Origin of the sequence: Devosia lacusdianchii, assembly GCF_022429625.1 — a bacterium.
GTDB classification, from domain to species: domain Bacteria; phylum Pseudomonadota; class Alphaproteobacteria; order Rhizobiales; family Devosiaceae; genus Devosia; species Devosia lacusdianchii.
This window is the reverse complement of the sequence record NZ_CP092483.1, coordinates 1-21,744: the sequence shown is the minus strand read 5'-3', so window position 1 is coordinate 21,744 and position 21,744 is coordinate 1. Positions and strand designations below refer to the sequence as shown.

General features: G+C 63.3%; 20 protein-coding genes. 14 read left to right on the top strand and 6 right to left on the bottom strand.

The genetic code is table 11. From position 1 onward, the window contains the following. Positions 1-66: 66 nt before the first annotated feature. Positions 67-354: a DUF1150 family protein gene (locus MF606_RS00100; RefSeq protein ID WP_240231400.1), complete on the bottom strand. Its 288-nt coding sequence runs from the start codon at positions 352-354 to the stop codon at positions 67-69. Between the two features lie 15 nt (positions 355-369). Continuing rightward, positions 370-789 (bottom strand): Hsp20 family protein, encoded by a 420-nt coding sequence (locus MF606_RS00095; RefSeq protein WP_240231399.1) that lies wholly within the window; start codon positions 787-789, stop codon positions 370-372. Positions 790-902: 113 nt separating this feature from the next. Here MF606_RS00095 and MF606_RS00090 point away from each other — a divergent pair, with 113 nt between their 5' ends. Continuing rightward, complete coding sequence (locus MF606_RS00090) at positions 903-1,736, top strand: glycosyltransferase family 2 protein (protein ID WP_240231398.1); 834 nt, start codon at positions 903-905, stop codon at positions 1,734-1,736. Between the two features lie 52 nt (positions 1,737-1,788). On the opposite strand, the gene MF606_RS00085 is transcribed toward MF606_RS00090, so the two are convergent. Further along, a complete protein-coding gene (locus MF606_RS00085; RefSeq protein ID WP_240231397.1) occupies positions 1,789-2,103 on the bottom strand; it encodes a hypothetical protein in 315 nt (104 codons plus the stop codon). Between the two features lie 276 nt (positions 2,104-2,379). On the opposite strand from MF606_RS00085, the gene MF606_RS00080 reads away from it, so the two are divergent. Next, positions 2,380-2,928 (top strand): dihydrofolate reductase family protein, encoded by a 549-nt coding sequence (locus MF606_RS00080; RefSeq protein WP_240231396.1) that lies wholly within the window; start codon positions 2,380-2,382, stop codon positions 2,926-2,928. Positions 2,929-2,940: 12 nt separating this feature from the next. Here MF606_RS00080 and MF606_RS00075 read toward each other — a convergent pair whose 3' ends face one another. Next, on the bottom strand, positions 2,941-3,483 hold the full coding sequence (locus MF606_RS00075; RefSeq protein WP_240231395.1) for a TetR/AcrR family transcriptional regulator: 543 nt from the start codon (positions 3,481-3,483) through the stop codon (positions 2,941-2,943). Positions 3,484-3,572: 89 nt separating this feature from the next. Here MF606_RS00075 and MF606_RS00070 point away from each other — a divergent pair, with 89 nt between their 5' ends. From MF606_RS00070 to trxA (MF606_RS00020), 11 genes are all read left to right on the top strand, one after another. Beyond that, on the top strand, positions 3,573-5,078 hold the full coding sequence (locus MF606_RS00070) for an MFS transporter (RefSeq protein ID WP_240231394.1): 1,506 nt from the start codon (positions 3,573-3,575) through the stop codon (positions 5,076-5,078). A 137-nt stretch (positions 5,079-5,215) separates the two neighbouring features. Beyond that, complete coding sequence (gene rpmI, locus MF606_RS00065) at positions 5,216-5,416, top strand: 50S ribosomal protein L35 (protein WP_035099236.1); 201 nt, start codon at positions 5,216-5,218, stop codon at positions 5,414-5,416. Positions 5,417-5,436: 20 nt separating this feature from the next. Then, positions 5,437-5,838, top strand: coding sequence for a 50S ribosomal protein L20 (rplT, locus tag MF606_RS00060; RefSeq protein ID WP_240231393.1), 402 nt, complete (start codon positions 5,437-5,439; stop codon positions 5,836-5,838). A gap of 230 nt (positions 5,839-6,068) precedes the next feature. After that, positions 6,069-7,196, top strand: coding sequence for a phenylalanine--tRNA ligase subunit alpha (gene pheS, locus MF606_RS00055; RefSeq protein WP_240231392.1), 1,128 nt, complete (start codon positions 6,069-6,071; stop codon positions 7,194-7,196). A gap of 195 nt (positions 7,197-7,391) precedes the next feature. Further along, positions 7,392-8,432, top strand: coding sequence for an ASCH domain-containing protein (locus tag MF606_RS21660; protein WP_338084393.1), 1,041 nt, complete (start codon positions 7,392-7,394; stop codon positions 8,430-8,432). Between the two features lie 12 nt (positions 8,433-8,444). Then, entirely contained in the window at positions 8,445-10,895 is a 2,451-nt protein-coding gene (gene pheT, locus MF606_RS00045) for a phenylalanine--tRNA ligase subunit beta (protein ID WP_240231391.1), read from the top strand. 185 nt (positions 10,896-11,080) lie between these two features. Continuing rightward, positions 11,081-11,770, top strand: coding sequence for a nucleotidyltransferase family protein (locus MF606_RS00040; protein WP_240231390.1), 690 nt, complete (start codon positions 11,081-11,083; stop codon positions 11,768-11,770). Then, positions 11,767-14,793, top strand: a complete 3,027-nt coding sequence (gene addB / locus MF606_RS00035; protein WP_240231389.1) for a double-strand break repair protein AddB — start codon at positions 11,767-11,769, stop codon at positions 14,791-14,793. The genes MF606_RS00040 and addB overlap by 4 nt, the downstream gene beginning before the upstream one ends. Continuing rightward, the gene (addA, locus tag MF606_RS00030) at positions 14,784-18,218 is read left to right on the top strand and encodes a double-strand break repair helicase AddA (protein ID WP_240231388.1); all 3,435 of its coding nucleotides are present in this window, start codon (positions 14,784-14,786) and stop codon (positions 18,216-18,218) included. Before addB ends, addA begins: the two co-directional genes overlap by 10 nt. Positions 18,219-18,297: 79 nt before the next feature. Next, positions 18,298-18,621 carry a thioredoxin gene (trxA, locus tag MF606_RS00025; RefSeq protein ID WP_240231387.1) on the top strand — a complete coding sequence of 108 codons (324 nt, stop codon included), beginning with the start codon at positions 18,298-18,300 and terminating at the stop codon, positions 18,619-18,621. A gap of 295 nt (positions 18,622-18,916) precedes the next feature. Next, positions 18,917-19,240: a thioredoxin gene (gene trxA / locus MF606_RS00020; RefSeq protein ID WP_240231386.1), complete on the top strand. Its 324-nt coding sequence runs from the start codon at positions 18,917-18,919 to the stop codon at positions 19,238-19,240. A 384-nt stretch (positions 19,241-19,624) separates the two neighbouring features. Here trxA (MF606_RS00020) and MF606_RS00015 read toward each other — a convergent pair whose 3' ends face one another. Then, positions 19,625-20,530 (bottom strand): FRG domain-containing protein, encoded by a 906-nt coding sequence (locus MF606_RS00015; RefSeq protein ID WP_240233910.1) that lies wholly within the window; start codon positions 20,528-20,530, stop codon positions 19,625-19,627. 266 nt (positions 20,531-20,796) lie between these two features. Between MF606_RS00015 and MF606_RS00010 the strand changes: the two genes are divergently transcribed. Next, on the top strand, positions 20,797-21,075 hold the full coding sequence (locus tag MF606_RS00010; RefSeq protein ID WP_338084464.1) for a S24 family peptidase: 279 nt from the start codon (positions 20,797-20,799) through the stop codon (positions 21,073-21,075). Between the two features lie 434 nt (positions 21,076-21,509). Here the strand turns inward: MF606_RS00010 and MF606_RS00005 are convergent. Then, a partial coding sequence (locus MF606_RS00005; protein WP_240231384.1) for a hypothetical protein occupies positions 21,510-21,744 on the bottom strand: 235 nt, incomplete at its 5' end.

Sequence of the window (21,744 nt, the reverse complement as noted above, 5' to 3'; positions counted from 1 at the left end):
CCTCCGCATAAACGAAAAAGCCCTCCGGCTCGCGCCGGAGGGCTTTTTGTTTGGGCGGCGCGCCGGCTAATGCAGCGTCGCGAGCCCCAGATTCTTGTCGCCAAGCCAGTCGACCACCGCATCCTGGGTGTCGGTCACCAGCAGGGGGGTACCGTCGGCCGACATCAGGAGCTGGTATTCCAGCTCGGCTTCGAATTCGGCATCGTGGATCATGGTCGACAGGACCGCGCCGCTGACTGGGCGCAGATAGGCGACCGCATCGCCGCCAAGCGCCGCGAACTGGGCGCGGGTGAGGGACTTGAGGGGATGGATCAGCGCTTCCGCTGCGGCCTCATCATTGCGTTTTTCATACATTTGTCGGCCCTTTCCTCAGCTAACGCGAATTTCGATACGGCGGGCGATCTTGGGCGTCTTGGGGCGCTCTATAGCAACAACGAGCATACCATGTCCTAAAGTTGCATCCTTCACGATCATGCCATCGGCAAGCAGGAAGGCTCGCTGGAACTGTCGGGCGGCAATGCCGCGATGCAGGAATTCACGCCCCGCCTCGTCCTTTTGCTTGCCGCGGACCACGATCTGGTTGTCCTCAACAAGCACGTCGAGCTCGTCGGCACCAAAGCCGGCAACGGCAATGGACACCAGAAACCGTTCGGTGCCATCCGGCCCGACGGTTCGCTCGATATTGTAGGGCGGGTAACCGTCAGCGGACTTGGCCAGCCGATCGACACGCTCCTCGAAGCTGTCAAAGCCGAGGAGGAAGGGAGCGGAGAACACAGAGATACGCGACATCAAAACCGTCCTTGATCATCAAGCAACGTAGCGGCACGCGACCCGATTGAAGTGGCATCACGCGCTGCAGCCAGATATGGGACGGAAGCATTGCCTGTTCAAGATGGACCGCCATGAGCCAGACCGTCGCTGTGATCACGCCCGCCTGGAAAGCCGAGGCGACGATCGTCCCCACCGTCCGCAGCGTCCTGACCCAGACCTATCCCGACTGGGAGCTGTGGCTGATCGCCGATGACGGCGCCGACTACGAGGCCTTCCTCGCCGCGGCCGGCATCCGCGACGAACGTATCCGCTTTCTCTCCAGCGGCGGTATCGGCCGGGGCGCATCCAATACGCGCAATGTGGCGCTCGAGGCGATCACCGCGCCCTACGCCGCCCTGCTCGATGCCGATGACCGGCTCAAGCCGCAAAAGCTGGAACTGGCGGTCGCGGGGCTGGCCGACTATGGCATTGTCTCGACGGCGCTCGACGTCATGACCGACGACTTTCGCCACCTGCGCTATGTCGGCGACGGCGCGGATCGCGTGCTGACGCCGGGCGCGCATAAGTTCGTGAGCCTTTCCATGGACGCCATGGTGGTCTGGGACCGGCGCAAGGCCGACGGGCGGTTCGACGCTACCATGAGCAACATGACCGACCTCGAATTCCTGCTGCAGCTCTACCGCACTGTACCGGCATCGATGCATCTGGGCACGCCGCTGCACGACTACATCAAGCGATCGAGTTCGATGAGCAACGGCGCCAACGTGGCCGAGGGCATGATCCGCTCCAAGACGGAAATCCTGCGCCGGCTGGAGAGCGGCCATTACGGCCTGCCCGCCCGGGAAGCCGAGGGCGTCGCTGCTTTCCTGCGCATTTCGCTCGAGGCGGAGCGGCTCTACGAGACGGCGTTGGCGACGCGACCGGGCCTGCTGTTCGAGGATCATATCGAGCCGATGCTGAAATGAAAGCGGGCGGCCCCCTGAGGAGCCGCCCGTTCTTGGCAGACCTGTCCGGTGCTTAGAGCGCGTAGATGGTCAGGTCGGTGTCGTTACCGGTCACGCCGACGATCTGATCGATGGTGAAACCCTGCTCGGAAACGGTGCGGGCCAGATAGGGATTGTTGCGAATGCGCTGCTGCACCGAGGCCACGTCATTGTCGAAACGCAGGAAACTGGCTTCGCCGTCATTGGCCTGAAGTACGGTCGCGTGGCTGGCGCTGTCGATGGCATCAAGCGCGTCGAGGCCGCCCATGGCATTGAACGGGCTGGCATAGGACGCGGAAACGCCGGCGACCAGCGTGGCGGCGACAGCAATGATCTTGAGCATTTTCATGAATGAAATCCTTTGGTTGACGCAAATGCGAGTTCTATTCGAGCTCGGTATTAGATACGCGCCGGCCACTCCAATGGTTTCAGTCGATGTTCAATATCGTCGAACACTGAAGTGTGACCGGCTCGCAAGCAGACCCGCTCATGCCTTGTTGCGGTGGTCCGACTGTTAGCCCGGCAGAACGGCGGCGAGATCCAAAACCAATGTAGCGCGCCGCCCACTGACTGCTTGCATCATGCAACTGGTTGTGAAACTCTGCCTGAGACGGGAGGGGAGACCATGTTCAAGAAGGACGGTGTCATCTGGCACACGGCAATCAGCCTCGATGGCTTTGCCGCCGACGTGAATGACAGTCTCAAATTCATGATGGCGTACGAAACCACCGAGCCAAATCCGCTAGTGGATGAAGTCGTCGCCAATATTGGCTGCACCCTTGGCGGTCGCCGCGGCTATGACATCTCCCGCAACTGGGACGAGGAACCCGAGGCCTATGGCGAAGAGGTGACGGTCCCCGAAGTCGTGGTCACCCGCCGCCCATTTCCGGATGATCCCAAATACGTGTTCGCCAATGGCAACGACCTGCCCGGCGCTGTGGCCAAGGCGAAGGCGATGGCGAACGGCAAGATGGTGGTCATTCTCGGACCCACACTGGGCTCGGCCCTGCTCCGCGCCGGCCTCGTCGACCAGATTTTTCTGCAGGTCGCGCCGGTGATGATCGGCGCCGGCGTCAAGATCTTCGCCGATACCGGTGAGCCGCCGGTCCAGCTCAAGCGCATTCATCTCAGCCAGACCGGGCAGACCACCAATATGGTGTTCGAGCCGCGCTGACCGGCTCGGCCCTCAATCGAGCAGGATGGCGACGATGTCTTGGTGGATGGCGTGCCATTCTTCCTCGCTGAAGGCATAGAGCCCGAAGCCGCGCATGATGAAGGCGCCTTCGGTGGCCAATAAAGCCAACCGGGCCCGCCGGCCGGCCTCGCTCGCCGGATCGGCCGATGCCATCAGCTCGCGATAATATTGCTGGGTTTCCTTCTGGTAATCCGGCGCCCGGATGAAGCTCGCCATCAGTGCCAGGGCGCGGGCGCTGCTGGGCGCATCCTCATCGCGGCTGGCGGCGACATGGGCGCGCGGCCGAGCCAGCGGCGCATCGCCCAGCGCCGCCAACTGGGCTTCCATGGCCGTATCGTAAGACGCGGTAACCCGGTTGAGCATGGCCGAAATCAGCGCATCCTTGGTGGTAAAGGCGTAGAGCACGCCGCCCTTGCTGACCCCGGCTTCCTTGGCCACCGCGTCGATGGTGAGGCTGGCCGCGCCGCTGCGCAGCACCACGCGTTCGGCCGCGTCGAGGATGGCCCCGCGATCAATTGTCTGCTTTCTACCCAACTCACCCTCTTTTCAATCCGTCTGGACGGATATATATGCAGCGCATCGCTTCCGCAATTGCGGACGCTTGTTTTTCGACTGAGGTTTTCATGCAATCCCCCCGCAATCGTTGGCTGATCCTGGCCGCCGTGATGCTGGCTTTCATCCCCATCGTGGTCGACATGACCATTCTGCACATCGCTGTGCCATCCCTGACTCTAGCATTGGGTGCCACTGGCACCGAGATTCTGTGGATCATCGACATCTACCCCCTGATCATGGCGGGTCTGCTGGTGCCGATGGGGACGCTGGCCGATCGTGTTGGACACCGGCGGATGATGCTGATCGGCCTCAGCATCTTCACGGTTGCCTCGATCTCAGCCGCCTTTTCCCCGACCGCAATGGCGCTGATCGCCTCGCGCGTCTTGCTGGCCTTTGGCGCTTCGATGGTGATGCCGTCGATTCTGGCCATTATCCGGCAGACCTTTGAGGATAGCAGCGAACGCGCCATCGCGCTGGGGCTGTGGGGTACGGTCGGCTCGGCCGGTGCCGCCATCGGCCCCCTGGCGGGTGGCGCGCTGCTGGAGCATTTCTGGTGGGGTTCGGTCTTCCTCGTCAATGTGCCGATCATGCTGCTGGTGCTCCCAACGGCCTTCCTGCTGCTGCCCCGCAATGCAGGGACAGCCAAGGGCGAATGGCGGTTCGGCCAGGCACTGGTGCTCATCGCCGGGCTGATTGCCACGGTCTATGCCATCAAAGCCGGCTTTAAAGCCGATGCCTCACTGCTGAAGACGGGCGCCATCCTGGTGGCCGGGCTGGGCCTGCTCGCCTGGTTCGGGCGTCAGCAATTGACCGCCGCCAATCCGATGCTCGACCTGTCGCTGTTTGCCAAGCCGGCGATCAGTGTCGGCCTTGCCATGGCGCTGGTCGTGTCCGGGGCGCTGGCCGGCGTGGAACTGACAATTGCCCAGGAACTGCAATATGTCGCGGGCAAATCACCGCTTGAAGCCGGCCTGTTCCTGATGCCGCTGATCATCGCCTCGGCCATTGCCGGGCCGGTGGCGGGCAAGCTGGCCGGCAGTGTTGGCCTCCGCCCGGTGGCGACCACGGCACTCGCTTTGGCGGCGGTCGCCCTGGCCGGCGTGGGCTATGCCGACCTGGCTCATGGCGGCATCGAGGTGACCTTGTTCATGGTACTCTTGGGCTTTGCCCTAGGTGTCGGCATGACCACCTCGTCCATCGCCATCATGAGCAGTGCCTCGGCTGAAAAGGCGGGCGCTGCCGGCTCGCTCGAAAGCACGGGCTACGAACTGGGCGCCGGGTTGGGCATTACCTTCTTCGGCGTGCTGCTGGCGACCAGCTACCAGTCGAGCATTGCCCTGCCGGCCGGCGCTCCCGCCAGTGCGGCCAGTTCCATTGGCGAAGCCATGGTGGCGGCCCAGGCCGCAGGCGGCGCAACCGGCGATGCCATAGCCGCCGCAGCCCAGGCGGCCTTTGCCGGCGCGCATGGCGTGGTACTGCTCGCGGCAGCGGGTCTGTTGGCCCTGCTGGCGCTCGCCGTAGCTGTGGCATTGCGCCATTATCGCGAAGTGGGGGCCGCCGCCGCTCATCCGTGAGCGGCGGGGCTTGCCTTCCCCCGGCTTTGCCCCTATAGAGCCCACTTCTCCGGACCGCCCGGCCAAAAGGCATGCCGTGGCGGTCTTTGAAAGCGATAGGCCCTCAAGTCTATCTACGAACACCAAGGACCCGCAAAATGCCCAAGATGAAGACGAAGTCTGGCGCCAAAAAGCGCTTCAGCTTCACAGCGACCGGTCGTGTCAAGGCAGGCGTCGCCGGCAAGCGCCACCGCCTGATCAACCACAACGCCAAGTACATCCGCACCAACCGCGGCACCAAGATCCTGTCCAAGGGCGACGAGGGTCTGGTCAAGTGGTACATGCCGTACAACCGCTAACGCTGAAGGGAAGCTGACACATGTCACGCGTTAAAAGAGGCGTTACCAACCACGCCCGCCACAAAAAAGTTTTGAAGGCTGCGGAGGGCTATTATGGCCGCCGCAAGTCGACGATCCGTATCGCCAAGCAGGCCGTCGAAAAGGCCGGCCAGTACGCGTACCGCGATCGTCGCGTCAAGAAGCGCACGTTCCGCGCGCTCTGGATCCAGCGTATCAACGCCGCGGTGCGTGATTACGGTCTGACCTATGGCCGATTTATCGACGGCCTCAGCAAGGCTGAGGTTGCCGTTGACCGCAAGGTGCTGAGCGATCTCGCGATCACCCAGCCTGAAGCGTTCGGCGTGCTGGTCGCAAAGGCCAAGGCTGCTCTCGCGTATCTCGAAAGCGTCGACAAGACGACCCACGAGCGCGTCACCGCCTAACACTCCCCAGCTCTGCTGAGGTCAAAAATAGCGCCTTGCGCCGCCTGTGAAGGCTGGCGCGGGGCGTTTTTGTTTGCTCTAACGCCCACTGAATTTCCCATAAGACCTCATGGTGAGCTTGTCGAAGCCACGAGGTCAGTCACACCGATCCTGCCGCGCCCTCGTTCTTCGACGGGCTCAGGATGAGGTCTACTGAAATAATGGCTCACGCCAGCGCAATGGAAACAGTCATGTCTCTCGATCAGATCGAAGCTCTCGGCGCCAACCTCTCCGCGCGAATTGCCGCAGCCAATTCACTGGAAGAGCTGGACGCAGTGCGTGTTGAGGCGCTTGGCAAGAAGGGCTCCATCTCTGCCATGCTGGCCACGCTGGGCTCAATGAGCCCGGAGGACCGCAAGGATGCCGGGCCCAAAATCAACGGCCTCAAGAATGGCATTCAAGCGCAGATCGATGGCCGAGCCGACCAACTCAAAGCCGCCGCGCTCGACGCCCGCCTCAAGGCGGAAACCGTCGACATCACCCTGCCCCTGCAGCCTGCGCCCACCGCGCGCGGCCGCATTCACCCGATCAGCCAGACGATCGACGAAATCACCGCCATCTTCTCGGATATGGGTTTCTCGATCGCCGAAGGGCCCGATATCGAGACCGACTATTTCAACTTCACCGCGCTCAACTTCCCTGAAGGCCATCCGGCCCGGGAGATGCACGATACCTTCTTCATGAAGCCCAGCCCCGATGGGATCAAGAAGGTGCTGCGCACCCATACCTCGCCGGTGCAGATGCGCGTCATGCAGCGCGGCAACGAGCCACCAGCCGCCAGCTATATTACGCCGCGCCTCGATCCGCCGATCCGCGTGGTCATGCCCGGCCGTACCTATCGCAATGACTCAGACCAGACCCACACCCCGATGTTCCATCAGGTGGAAGGTCTCGTCATCGACAAGTCATCGCATATCGGTCAGCTGCGCTGGGTGCTGGAGGAATTCCTCAAGGCCTATTTCGAGATTCCCAACGTCACCCTGCGCTTCCGCCCCAGCTTCTTCCCGTTCACCGAGCCCAGCATGGAAGTCGACGTGCAATGCGATCGCTCGGGCAATGAGGTCAAGATCGGCGAAGGCAGCGACTGGCTCGAAATCCTGGGCTGCGGCATGGTCCATCCCAATGTGATCCGCAATGCCGGTCTCGACCCCGATATCTACCAGGGCTTTGCCTGGGGCATGGGCATCGACCGCATCGCCATGCTCAAATACGGCATGCCGGATCTGCGGGCGTTCTTCGACGCGGACCAGCGCTGGCTCGATCATTATGGGTTCAGACCGCTGGATCTGCCGACGCTGTTTGGTGGGCTGAGCAGCTAAGATGCTGTCTGCAAACCAAAATCCATCAGCTCCTGCGTCTCCCTCCCCCTTGTGGGGAGGGACGGCGCGCAGCGCCAAGGGTGGGGGTATCTCTCCCCGCGCTCGGCACGCGTGGCCCACCCCCACCCTCAATCCCTCCCCACAAGGGGGAGGGAGGCGATGCGGCGCGTCCCTTGCACAATTTGAGGCGCGGCAATGACCCTTCCGCCCCACTATGCCAATGCCATCACATTCAGCTTCGGCGACTCGCCGGAGCTGAACGATGAACTGCTTGCTTTGGTCCTATCAGGCAAGAAGACGGCCACCTGTGGCGCCCTGCGCGACTATGGCGAAGGCAAGGAAGCCATGCCCGTTGTCGGACGGCGCGACGTCGTGCTCAACGGCGCCGGCGAGCCTGCGGCGGTGATCGAGACGCTATCGACGGAGATCAAGCGCTTCGACGAGGTCACGCCGGAATTCAGCGATCGCGAGGGCGAAGGTCCATACGCCAAGTGGCGGGCCGAGCACGAAGCCTATTTCGAGCGTAATGGCGGCTTTTCGCCCGAGATGGAACTGGTCTGCGAGCGCTTCAAGCTGGTGGAAGTGCTGCCAGCCGGCCGTGCGCTCTACAATCAGGTCGCCTCGCCGATCTTCATCGTCACCGATATTGAGAGCGACGGCCCGACGCCGCTGCACAATTCCATGCTGAGCTTTGCCTCGGTCGCCATCGAGGCCGATGGCACTGTTCATGGCGAGTTCGAGGCGCAATTGCTGGCGCGGCCCGATCGCACCACCAATGAGCAGACCATGGAATGGTGGGCGACACAGCCCGAGGCCTGGGCCGCGACCACGGCCAATGCCGAAGACCCCGCCGTGGTCATGCCGCGCTATGCCGATTGGGTTGAAAACCTGCCCGGCCCCAAAGTCTTCGTCGCCGCGCCGATGATCTTTGATGGCCTGTGGATGGACCATTATCTCGACGAGTTCGCCGGCACGCGCGTGTTGAGCGGGCCGTTCAAGAGCCGCCAGATTTTCCGCGGTGGCGGGGTCTGCCTTTACACCATGGCCGGAACGCTGCGTGGCGCACCCTATCTCGATTGGGGCATGAGCAAGCTGCCGGCAGAATTTTATGGGCATATCGCCCATACGCATAAAGCCATCGACGACGCCCGCGGCTTCGCCAATGTGCTGGTCGAACTGATGAAAATCTCCCGTGCTCTGCCTGCCATATCCGGCAGCAAGTCCGACTTCCGATAAGGTGCCACATCCATGAAATTCACCCTCGACTGGCTCAAGGAGCACCTCGATACATCAGCGTCGGCCGACGAGATCGGCAAGACGCTGACGACCATCGGCCTCGAACTCGAAGGCATGGAAGACCAGGGCAAGGCGCTTTCGGCCTTTGTCACGGCCCATGTCGTGTCGGCCGAACAGCATCCAAACGCCGACAAGCTGCGCGTCTGCAAGGTCGACGCGGGCACCGGCGAATTGATCGACGTCGTCTGCGGCGCACCCAATGCCCGCACCGGCCTCAAGAGCGTCTTCGCCTTCCCGGGCACCTATATCCCGGGCAAGGACATGACCATCGGCAAGGGCAATATCCGCGGCCAGGTGTCGAACGGCATGCTGTGCTCCAATGCCGAATTGGAACTCAGCAACGATCATGACGGCATTATCGAGCTGCCCGAAGACGCGCCTGTCGGCGTCAAATATGTCGACTATGCCGGCATCAATGGCGTGGTGTTCGATATTTCCATTACGCCCAATCGCGGCGACGCCACCGGCGTCTATGGCATTGCCCGCGATCTCGCCGCCTTCGGCCTCGGCACGCTCAAAGCGACCGACATGTCGCCGGTTCCGTCAAAGGGCAAGAGCCCGATCGCGCCGCTGCCACAGCTGTTTTCGGGCGACGAGCCCAAGACCATCCGCAAGTTCGGCGGCCGCTATATCAAGGGCGTCAAGAACGGCCCATCCCCGGCCTGGCTGCAGCAGCGCCTGCGCGCCGTGGGCCTGCGCCCCGTCAACGCCATTGTCGACATCACCAATTGGGTGTCGCTGGGCTGGGGCCGGCCGCTACATGCCTATGACGCCGACAAGATCGTCGGCCAGCCGGTGCTGCGCAATGCCCGCCCGGGCGAAACCATCGATGCGCTCGACAACAAGATCTACACGCTCGACGAGACCATGACCGTCATCGCCGACGACCTTGGCCCGCTTTGCCTCGGCGGCATTATGGGCGGCATCCGCTCCGGCTCGACCGACGAGACCGTCAACGTCTTCATGGAATGCGCCAGCTGGGACCCCGAGCTGGTGGCTCGCACCGGCCGCAAGACCGGTATCGTCTCTGACGCCCGCTACCGCCTCGAACGCTCGGTCGACCCCGCGCTGACCGAGCCGGGGCTCGAGCTGGCCACACGCCTCGTGCTCCAGCTCTGCGGCGGCGAGCCGATGGAGCCGGCGATTTCGGGCGAGGATGTGTTCCCCAACACCGTGGTCGAATTCCCGCTGACCGAAGTACGACGCCTGACCGGCCTCAACGTGACCTCGAACACGATCGTCCACACGCTCAGCGATCTCGGCTTCGGCTTCACGCGCAATCCGGAGAGCGACGATAGCGGCGAGGACCTGGACCGCTCCATCGGCGTCGTCGTGCCAAGCTGGCGTCCCGACGTGACGCAGAAGGCCGACCTCGTCGAGGAGGTCATGCGCATGGTCGGTGTCGATAACGTGCCGGTCGAGCCATTGCCCCGCCTCAACCACGTGGCGCCGCGCATGCTGACCTCGATCCAGAACCGCCGCCGCATCGCTCGCCGGGCACTTGCCGCGCGTGGACTCGACGAAGCGGTCACCTGGAGCTTCATCAGCCACGAGGAAGCGACGCGTTTCGGCGGCGGGCAGGAGGGCCTGCAGCTCGCCAATGCCATCGCCTCCGACATGACCGACATGCGCCCGTCCCTGCTGCCGGGACTGCTCGCGGCCATCAGGCGCAACGCTAATCGTGGCACGACCGATCTGGCCCTGTTCGAGGTCGGTCAGGTCTTCCTCAGCGACGCGCCAGAGGGCCAGCATACCTATGCCACCGGTATCCGCACCGGCACGGCCAAGCTCGATGGCTCGGGACGCCACTGGTCCGGCAAGGCCGAAGCCGTTGGCGTGTTCGACGCCAAAGCTGATCTCGCCGCCGTGCTTGATGCTCTTGGCTATGACATCGACAAGGTCCAGCTCTTTGCCGAGCCCGCGCCGTGGAGTCATCCCGGTCGTGGTGGTCGCGTGGCGCAGGGTCCCAAGACCCTCGGCTGGTTTGGCGAATTGCACCCGGCATGGGCAGCGGAGCTCGATATCGATGGGCCGGTCTCGGCCTTCGAACTCGATCTCGACGCCCTGCCTGAGCCGCGCAAGAAAGCGACCAAGACGAAGCCAGCTCTTACTCTATCGACCCTGATGCCGCTCAGCCGCGACTTCGCCTTTGTCGTCGACAAGGCTGTCACAGCGGGCGCTATCCTGCGTGCCGCCCGCGGTGCCGACAAGGCGCTGATCCGCGACGTCAATGTGTTCGACGTGTTCGAAGGCGTTCACGTCGGCGAGGGCAAGAAGTCCGTCGCCATCGAGGTGACGTTGCAGCCCACCGATAAGACGCTCACGGATGAAGAGATCGAAAAGGTCTCCGCTGCCGTGGTGGCTGCCGTCACCAAGACCAGCGGCGGCGTGTTGCGGACGTAGTATCACGCCCTCGCCGACCCACCGAACGGCACCTCCCCCTTGATGGGGGAGGCTGGGAGGGGTGATGAGAGCCCCGATATCCGGGTTAGCCACCCCCACCCTTGATCTCTGCCCACAAGGGGGGAGGGTGTTGACTGAGGTCTCACGGGCTGGACATAGCGGAAGCCAAACGGTCTTATCCGCCGATGACCGAGACCACCCGATTCCCTGACGTCATGCTGCTCGCCGCCGGCCTCGGCACGCGCATGCGGCCGATCACCGAGAGCACGCCCAAGCCGCTGATCCCGGTGGCCGGCGTGCCGCTAATCGAGCGCGTCATGGGCAATGCCAAGGCTGAGGGTGCCAGGCGTTTCATTGCCAATGCGCATCACCACGCTGACCAGGTCCTGGCTCATTTCGGCGGCCTGCTGAAGGTCAGCCGCGAGGATGAATTGCTGGGTACCGGGGGCGGGGTGAAGCGGGCGCTGCCCATGCTGCATTCGGACCCGTTCTTGGTGATGAATACCGACGCGTTCTGGCCGGCAGGTACCGATGCGCCACTGGCGCGGATGATCGCCCGCTACCGCGACGAGGCCGAGATTGTCCTGCTCTGCGTGCATCCGCGCGACGCCACCGGCTTTGCCCGCAGTCACGATTTCTGCCTGTCGCCGCAGGGGCTGGTCACCCGCGACTATGGCGCGCCGGTCATCTATGGCGGCGTTGCCCTCTTGGGCAAATCCCTCTTCGACAATATGCCGGACGGTGCCTTCTCGCTCTACGACCTCTTCGAGCAATGTCTTGATCGCGAAACGCTGTTCGGCATGGCGCTCAATGCGCCGTGGTTTCATGTCGGCGACCCCCAGGCGCTTGCCGAAGCGGAAAAGCTGTTGTCATGACGCTTTATTCGATAGCGCCGCACGCCAAGTTCGTCCGCACCTTGGCCGAAAAAGTCATCGATGGGACCCTGCTCAACGGCGCCGATCGCAGCGGCCCGTTCTGGCTGAGCGACATCACCATTATCCTGCCCACGCGCCGCGCCAAGTTGGCACTGGCCGACGAGTTTTCGACACGGGGCTTTGGCCTTCTGCCGGATATCCGAACCTTTGGCGGCGAGGCGGAGGACGAAGAACCTTTCCTGCCGCCTTTCGACGTCGCGCCAGCGCTGCCCGCAGCCACGGCGCTCGAGCGGCAACTGGTGCTCTCCAACCTGGTCAATGGCTGGGCCAGTAGTCCTGCGGGCAAGCAGGCCTTTTCGACGCCACCGGCGCCGGCCGAAATTCTGGCCATGGCGCAATCGCTGGGTGTTTTGATCGACGACCTGACCACTGAAGAGCGCAGCGCCGCCGATATCCGCACCATTGTTCCCGAACTGTCGGGCGATCTGGGCGCCTATTGGCAGCAGACGCTGACCTTCCTGCAGATCGCGCTCGATTTCTGGCCCGCCCACCTGGCGGGACGCGGCGCGGCCGACAGCGCCATGCTGCGCCGCCAACGTCTCGATCGGCAGGCGGCGGCCTTGCCCTGGCTCTATGGCGATCGGCCGGTGATTGCCGCAGGCTCAACCGGTTCCATTCCCGCCACCGCGCGTCTGCTCAAGGCCATCAACGCCCTGCCGCGTGGCGTGGTCGTTCTGCCCGGGCTCGATACGACGATGAGCGCCGCCGACCAGGCGGACCTCCTCGATAACGAGCATAATCCGCACGGACATCCACAATATCAGCTGGCGCGGCTGCTGGCCGAACTCGGAAGCCCTGCGAGCGCCGTTACCGAACTGGCAGACTCTTCCGATGCGCGCACCACGCTGGTTAGCCGCGCGATGGCTCTGGCCAAGGACACGACCCGTTGGCCGAGCCAGAAGGCCCATGCCATGCCCATGGAGGATGGCATGGCCACAACAGGCGTTTCGATCATCGCTGCGCGCAACGAAGATGAAGAGGCGCGAGCCGTGGCGCTGGCTGCCCGGGAGGCGCTGGAAAAGCGCGAGACGGTAGGCATCGTCACGCCAGACCGCAACCTGGCGCGCCGCATCGCGGCCGAACTCAAGCGCTTCGATATCGAAGTTGACGATGCGGCCGGCACGCCGCTGTTCCAGTCGGCAGCCGGACGGCTGCTGCGGCAAATCCTGGCGCTGGCCGAAAGCGGTTGCGGCGCCGTCGACCTGATCGCGCTGCTGCGCAACCGGGCCGCCCTGTTCGGTCAGGACCGCCACGCGATCGCCCGGCTAGCCGACAATATCGAGCTGGGCCTGTTGCGCGGGCAGCGCTCTGGCCCGGGCCTGGCAGGACTGCGCGTGCTGCTCGAAGCCAATATTGCCAAGACCACCAAATATCCAGCCAAACGGCTGGGCGAGCGGCATCGCGAGCCGATCGAGGCGCTGTTCAACCGGATCGAGGTAGCGCTGGCGCCCTTGCTGGCGCTCATGGCCAGGCCGGTCATTACCGCTGACGCGCTTGCCGAGGCCGTGTTGGAGAGTTTCGCGCTAACGGCTGCGGATGCCGAAATTCCGGGCCGGACGGAGCTTATCGCCTGGGCGGCGCAGATGGCCGAACAGGCCGGTGCGGGCCATCCGTTTGCGCCGCGCGGGCTCGATCGTGTCCTCCAGGCGCTGATGGTGGGTTTTCAGGTGCGAACCCAGGAAACGCGCCGCCAGGATATCGCCATCTGGGGCCAGCTCGAAGCGCGCCTGCAAAATCCTGATCTCCTGATCATGGCGGCGCTCAACGAGGACAAATGGCCCGAAACCGCCGACCCCGGCCCCTGGCTCAGTCGTGGCATGCGGCTGGCCGCCGGGCTCGAGCCGCCGGAACGGCGGCAGGGGCAGGCGGCGCATGATTTTGTGCAGGGCATGGGCAATGAGCGCGTCATCATCGCCTATTCCGATCGCGTCGGCACCAGCCCATCGCTGCCCTCGCGACTGCTGCAACGGCTGGAGGCCTTTGCCGGCGCGCAACTGGCCGGCGACTGGCGGCAGCGCGGCAGCCATTGGCTGGGGCTGGCCCGGCGGCTCGATGCGGTTGATGCGGTGGCAAGCGCGCCGAGACCGGCGCCCAATCCGCCTGCCGAGACCCGCCCGCGCGAGCTTTCGGTCACCGAGATCGAGACGCTGATGCGCTCGCCCTACGATGTCTATGCCAAACATGTGCTGAGCCTGCGCCCGCTCGATGCATTGGGTCAGGCCGCCGACGCCCGCGACCGGGGCAATGCCGTGCATGACATCTTCTCCGATTTCGTGCTTGGCGGCCACGATGTCACCGACCCCGCGGCCCTCGATATCCTCAAGGCAATCGCACAGGAGAAGTTCGCCGGCTTCGACGCCATTGCCGAGCGGCGCGACATCTGGGTGCGGCGTTTCATCGGGGCAGCGCGACAATTCCTGGAGTTTGAACGCGAGCGCAACGACCGGGTCAAAACACGTCATGCTGAGATCGACGGCCGCTGGGAGCTGCCCATCGGCTTTACGCTGACCGGCCGCGCCGACCGGGTGGATGAGCTGACCGATGGCACGCTCGAAATCATCGACTTCAAGACCGGCTCGGTGCCGCAGCCCGGCGTCATGAAGGCGTTCGAAGCGCCGCAGATGTTGCTGGAAGTGGCCATGGCCAGGAACAACGCCATGGCGCCGGTGCCGCCACTGGAGACCTCGGCCCTGCACTACATCAAGATTGGGCTGGGTCCAGACGCCTTCATAGACAAAGGCTTTGGCCTCGCTGCCGAGCACAGCATCATGACCGCCGCCGACGAAATCGTCCGGCGCATGCAGCGCCATGTCGAGCTGTTCCTGTTCCGGCAGACGCCGATGCCGCCGCGCCTGCTGCCGGTCAAGCAGCAGCGCTTCCCCGGCGCCTATGACCATCTGATGCGCATGGCCGAATGGACCGCCGTCGATGAAGACGAAGAGGACATCATCCAATGGTGGTGAACCCTCGCGGCAGGATGCAGGTCTCGCCCGAGACCCGAAAGAGCCAGGCACTGGCCTCCCACCCTGGTTGGTCAATCTGGGTGGAGGCCAATGCCGGCTCGGGCAAGACTTTCGTTCTGACCCGCCGGGTGCTCCGGCTGCTGCTATCAGGCGTCAAGCCGCAGGCCGTCCTCTGCCTTACCTATACCAAGGCGGCGGCTGCCGAGATGCGGGGCCGCGTGGCCGATCGGCTCGCCGAATGGGCGACCATGGACGAGCGGTCGCTGATCAAGGACTTGCAGGATATCGAGGGCAAGGACTTCCAGCCCGGCATGGTCGAGCGCGCTCGCACCCTGTTTGCCCGGGCGCTGGAAACGCCCGGCGGCCTCAAGATCCTCACCATCCACGCCTTTTGCGAGAGCGTACTGCACCGCTTTCCGCTCGAGGCCGGCGTGCCGTTCGACTTTTCCGTCATCGAGGACGAAGAGCGCAAGCAGATGGTGCTGGCGGCGCGCGAGGCGGTGCTGGCCGATGGCCTGCGCGGCGCTGGACCCGCCGACGCCGTCGAAACCCTCTTCGCGCTCTTGAGTGACTTCCAGATTTCGCAAGCCATCGAACTGGCACTGATGGATGGCCGCAAACTGCGCGCCGTGCTGGCCGATCCGGCGGCGGCCAAGACCAATCTGCGTCAACTGGCCGGTGTGCCCTTCCCGCGCTCCGGCACGGCGATCGAGGCCGATATCGTCGGCAAGCGGCTGCTCGACGGCAATGGCTTCCGCCAACTGCTGTCTATCGCCAATGACGCCCTGCTCAAGAAGATGCGCGGCGTCGATCCCGACCATCCCCATGCGGCGGACTGGAAGAGCGTCTTCCTCACCGCCGATGACGAGATACCGAAAAACTTCCCGGCCAAGGCCGTGTGGACTGCCGATCCGGGTCTCGCACAGACAGTGATCGACGAGGCCGAGCGTCTGGTCACGCTGGTGGACGAATTGCGCAGCGCCAGACTGATCGAGCGCAGCGAGGCGCTGCTCGATATCGTGGCGGCCATTGCCGAGCGCTACGAGGCGCGCAAACGAGCCCGCTCGCTGCTCGACTTCGACGACCTGGTCGAACGGCTGGGGAGCCTGTTTGCCGATAGCCAGCTTGGCCCCTGGGTGCAGTACAAGCTCGATACCGCCATCGATCACGTGCTGGTCGATGAAAGCCAGGATACCAATCCGGAACAGTGGCGAGTGGTGCGGGCCATTGCCGACGAGTTCTTTGCCGGTTCCGCCGGGGCCACCCGGCGCCGCTCGCTGTTTGCGGTGGGCGACCAGAAGCAGTCGATCTATTCGTTCCAGGGCGCCGAGCCCACCCTGTTCGCCGAGACCGGCGATGATTTCAGCCTGCGCGCCCGCCAGCACGCTTTGCCCTTCGAACGGCTGCCCCTTCACACCAGCTTCCGCACGCTCCCGGAAATCCTGAAGGCAGTCGACCTGGTCAGCGACCAGCCCGATATTCAGGCGGCGCTGCTGGCGAGCGAGAAGGTCCATCACGATACGGCGCGGCAGGCGAGCGGTGGCGTGGTGACCTTGTGGCCCCCCATCCAGCAGATTGCCACGATTGCCGACGGCACGGATTGGCCGCTGGAGCCGCAGGGTGGCGAGCGAACCGCCCCCCGGCAGGTGGCCGAACGCATTGCCGGCGAGATTGCCGGCTGGATCGCGCGCAAGCGGCCGCTGGCCAATCGTGGCGTGGCGGTCAAGCCAGGCGATGTGCTGATCCTGGTGCAGTCGCGCGGCGCGCTGTTCCAGGAAATCATCCGCGCCCTGCGCAAGCACAACCTGCCCACGCCCGGCGCCGACCGGCTTGAGGTCAGCAGCCATATCGCCGTGCTAGACCTCTTGGCGCTGTGTGATGTGCTGCTCAACCCGGCCGACGACCTGCAACTGGCGGCTCTGCTGCGCTCACCACTCTTCGATGTCAGCGAGGACGATCTATTCGCCCTCGCACAGCCGCGCGACGAGAACACCACGCTGTGGCGCGCGCTGCAAACCTGCACCGCACCCGCTTGCCAGGACGCCCGCGACCGGCTCGTGCGCTGGAGGGGCGAGCTCGATTTCGAGCGGCCTTTCGAGTTCCTCACCGAAGTCCTTTATGCCGGTGGTGGCCTGCGTCGCTTCCATGCGCGCCTCGGCGACGAGGTGGACGAGGTGTTTGCCGAACTGCTGGAGCTGGCCCTCAAGCACGAGCAGGGTCCGCAACCCTCGCTACAGGGCTTCGTCGCCGAATTGCGGCAGACCGAAATTTCCATCAAACGCAATCTCGACGAGACCAGCGGCGGCGTACGCGTCATGACCGTGCATGGCGCCAAGGGATTGGAAGCGCCGATCGTCATTCTCGCCGATGCCGCCAGCAAACCACAGGGGACGCAGAAGACCCGCGCCGTCTATGTGCTCGACAAGGCGCCGGGACCGCTGCTGATGCATGCCTCGGGCAGCGCGCAGCACTCTGTTGATAGCAAGGCATCCCGTGACGCGATCGACGCCGTCCTGGCCAAGGAGTATTGGCGCAAGCTCTATGTCGCCATGACGCGCGCCGAGGACGAGCTCTACGTTACCGGTGCGCTGACGCCGGGCCGCAAGGTGGACGAGCAGCTTCGGGACACCTGGTACCAAGCCATCGAGACCGCCCTGCGTCCGCATGCCGAGAGCGTGGTTGACGACGCGCAGCGCGAGATCGCGCTGATCTACCCGCTTGAGCGAGTGAAACCACAGCCGGTCACCAGCCTGTCCGAGGCGGCCGGCCCCGCTGGCGGGCCGGTCAGCCTCAAGCCGGTACCGGCACCTGTGCCCGTGCCGCTGGTGTCGCCTTCCCGCGCCGGCAGCCATGTGGCCCCGATCATGGCGCTCGATAGCCTGGCCGAACAGGTGCGTGATGCCGATCTGGCGCGCCGCGAAGGCATTGCCCTGCATGCCCTGCTGCAGCATCTGGGCAAGGTGGAGCGCAGCCTGTGGCCGGACGTAGCACCCAAGGCGCTCGCCGTACTAATGCCGGAGGAGCATGCCCGCCATTCGGCCATCGTCGCCAAGGCCACATCTATCCTGACCCGGCCGGAGCTGGCGCCAATCTTTGGCGCCAATAGCCGCGCCGAAGTGCCGTTCCTCATGACAGCAAAACGTGATGGCGCCGACATCCGTTTGGCGGGGCGTATCGACCGCCTGGTGGTTGACGAAGCGGGCGTAACGGTGGTGGACTACAAGTCCGACGCATCGGTGCCCGGGGGGCCGGGCGATGTGCCGGGGAACTATGTTACCCAGCTCGGATTATATGCGTTGGTTGCAGGTCAGCTTTTCCCCGGACGGGCCGTGCGAGCGGCAATCCTGTGGACACAACTGGAATCATTGATGAATTTGCCGCCGGATCTCCTGGCGGCAGGTGCAAGGGGCTTCACCATGCGGTGACCTCGCTTGTCGCCAGGCTGGACTCTCACCAGCTTTAGGCGCACAGAGACCGCCGCTTTCAACCCAAAGGCAATAAACCATGACGACTCACGTTTCCGACGCCAACTTCGGCGAGGAAGTCCTCAACTCCAAAGAACCCGTACTCGTGGATTTCTGGGCTGAGTGGTGCGGGCCGTGCCGCGCGATCGCACCCGTGCTCGACGAGCTTTCGACCGAACTGGCCGGCAAGGTCAAGATCGTCAAGCTCAATGTCGATGACAACCCGGGCACCGCCAGCAAGTATGGCGTCCGCTCCATCCCGACCATGATTCTGTTCAAGGGCGGCGAAGCCGCCGACATGAAGATCGGTGCAGGCACCCCCAAGGCCGGCCTCACCAAGTGGCTCGAGAGCCACGCCGCCTAAGTCCAGGCGACGCGAATTTGATAAGACACCGCTGGGGCGACCCGGCGGTGTTTTTGTTTGTGGGGCCGCTATTCTGCGGTCACCACAGATCGTCACCCTCGGGCTCGGCCCGAGGGCCCTTTACTTGCGGGTCGAGCCCGAGGGTGACGGCTGGTGGCTGTCATCGCCTTCGTGCCTTGCGAGGAGCAAATCGAGGCAAGACGTTCCAATTCGGCCTCACCACAATATCTTGTATGCCTTCCCATCACGCCCGACTCTCTATAGCATCCATCGTCCCTTACCGATGGAGACTTTGATGGCCCGCCATGTGACCGATGCCGATTTCGCCAACCAGGTTCTGGCTTCCGACAAGCTGGTGCTCGTCGACTTCTGGGCGGAATGGTGCGGCCCCTGCAAGGCCATGGACCCGATCCTCGAACAGGTCTCGACCGATCTCGCCGACACGGTCAGCATCGTCAAGCTCGACGTCGACAGCAATCCATCGACCGTCACCCAGTACAATGTCCGCGCCATGCCGACGCTGATGGTGTTCAAGAACGGCGAACCGGTGGATATCAAGGTCGGCGCCGGCCAGTCGCGCGCGCAATTGATCAAATGGCTCGAAAGCCACGCCGCCTGAGATCAGATGTCTGGGGTGGGGCAATCCCACCTCCAACCCCGATGTCATCCCGGCGAAGGCCGGGATCCGTATCCGTGACTTGCCAAATCACAAGTTCGGCAAATAACCATCGCACGTCACCCTCGGGCTTGACCCGAGGGCTCTGTACTTGCTGAGCGCCGAGTCCGTGTAACGCCTCGGGTCAAGCCCGAGGTGACGACTGAGTTTGGGAGACATTCGGGGGTTCGACTTATCCACCTACTCCCGGCCCCAAAGACCTCTGTCATACTCTCCCCATCCCTCCGCATGAGCGGCCTGCAGGCGAACAGTGGCGGAGGGCGCCGTGCTGTAGCGCGCAAAATCAAATGGCATCGTGCGCAACTTCAGATGGCAGCACTTTTATCGCTATTTTTGTAGGTGGACGGACGCCATGCCACGCTTGTTGCCGGCTGCGCTGCATCTGCAAGTTTGTCCTACTATGGACCCCGCTTTCCATCGAGCCAGCAGTGTCTCAGCCACGCTGTCCCAAGACGGCATTAAGTGAGCTGCGCTTCTCCGCTCCGCGAGCAGGAGCCCCCTAAGTCCATCGCGTTCGCTTGAGGGCAGCGTGATCTTAGTAGGGCGATCAGCGAACACGTCGTGCGCTTCAAATGGCAACCATTCACTGCCGCTGAAGATGTGGGACGGCTTAGTCATGTGGCCGTAGTACCTGACGAATACGCCATTCTGTGCCCGGATGTTGGTGTTGCCTGCCGTTGGGGGCTTCTCAACTAGAATTCTAAGCTCGCCGTCAATGTAGTATTCCGACAAGCCAGCTTGGAGGGCCCAGACACAAAGGTCCGTGTCCTCCCCTGCTCCAAGCGCGAAGTACGCGGCAGTCAGGGGGTCCTCGGACCAATCGAGCAACTCGGTTGGTATCCGATGATGCTGCGCAAGAGCCAAAATAGGTTGCTCAGGCGTACTAGGCCAATATGGCAGTTCGGCGCGCCCGAGGTTCGTCGGATGAACATGTCTCGGCGTCTCAAGACCCGTTTGCCTTCCTAGGTCGGCAAACTGATTGACTGCCTCTTGCAGTGCATATCTCCAGCAAAGGAAGGGCGATAACCAATCGTGGTGCGAACTTGGCGTATCCCGGCTGAGCAAATCGGGAACCCCATATTTTGCAAATTGAAGCTCAAACGCTTGGTAGAGGGGTGTCAGTGGATTGTGATCGCCCAGGGGGCGCAAGCCCTTGGGAAGAAGGGGCCACGCCGCATTGGCATGCCCCCTAAAATAATGGGTATACTTTGCCGAGTTAGGGTCCCACCACATGACGTTAGACGGTCGGAGGTAGTCAACAAATTGCTCGGCGGTGGCGAGCGAGATGACATTCACTTCAATCGGTCCCCTGCTGACTGCCTGCCTGACAAGATTAATTCCTGGGCGCGTTTGGCATTCCTTCCACCTGCGACTGTGTAGGTCAATTCCAGTGCCTGCCGATCATGATGAACCAGCCCTGGCGACCGCTCGAAGGTGGGTCTAGGGTGACCTTCGTGTGCATTGATGAACGAGTCTCGTCGTGACCCTCTCGAACCAATATCCGCGCCTGGCCTGGCAGCATAATCCGGAGCCCGATAATTAAGGACGGGGCGTTAATGCTGGTGGACACCCGACCCAATCAGCATGTTCGATCTGGTTGCTTCTACATTATCGTCCTCGACGGCGATGTGCTTGTGAAGCTCATCAACCGTCGCATAGATGGAACCATCGAGTTGATTTCCCACAACCCCGCGTACCCTAAGGAAATCATCGACAGCCAACAGCTTGACCGCCTGACAATCCCTGGCCAGGTGGTCTGGTATGGCCAGAAACTTTGAGGAGACCCAGCTTTGGGCGTTTTAGAGAGGCTCGCAGCAGTCGTTCTGATCTCCCTAATGATAACGGGACAGGTGGCACTCGGCAGTGAGGTAGTCCTGCGCACCGGGTCTTTTGAGGAGTACCAAGCCAGCGTGATGGCAATGAATGAGGCAAATGGGGCCGACGTAGCGGAGAAGGCAGTGTTCTCCCTGATCATCCTGGCCTGGCAGGCCACAGCGCCGGAGACGCCACTAGCGGAATGGGGAGGGGCGATGGGGCGGACGACGCAGCGTACCTTGCAGCCATTTCCCCCTTTGAAGGGCTATCCGCTGAACAGTTGATTGAGAGGCGGGCCGCAATTGGCGAGCTCGAACTTTGGCCCTAACGCCGAAGGTCTCTATGCCATTTGAACTTGCGCGGCGCTCTCCGGCGCCGTTGTCGTAGTTCTGGCTTATCAATCCCGCTTGGGCCCGGTTTTGTTGCCCTTTTCCGCCGTGATCCCGGTGAATCCAGCTTGATCCCGGATGTCCTCACTTTGTGCCGTTTGAAATGTCGCGTTACACGTGCCGGCTTCGCTGCCGCGCAGGTTCAGATACTGGCCGGCTGGGGCGAGCGTCCCCACACCGCGATCCCCGAGTATCGTTCCAAAACCGGCGCCCCGAGGCGGTTTCCGTCTCACTAAACAAAAC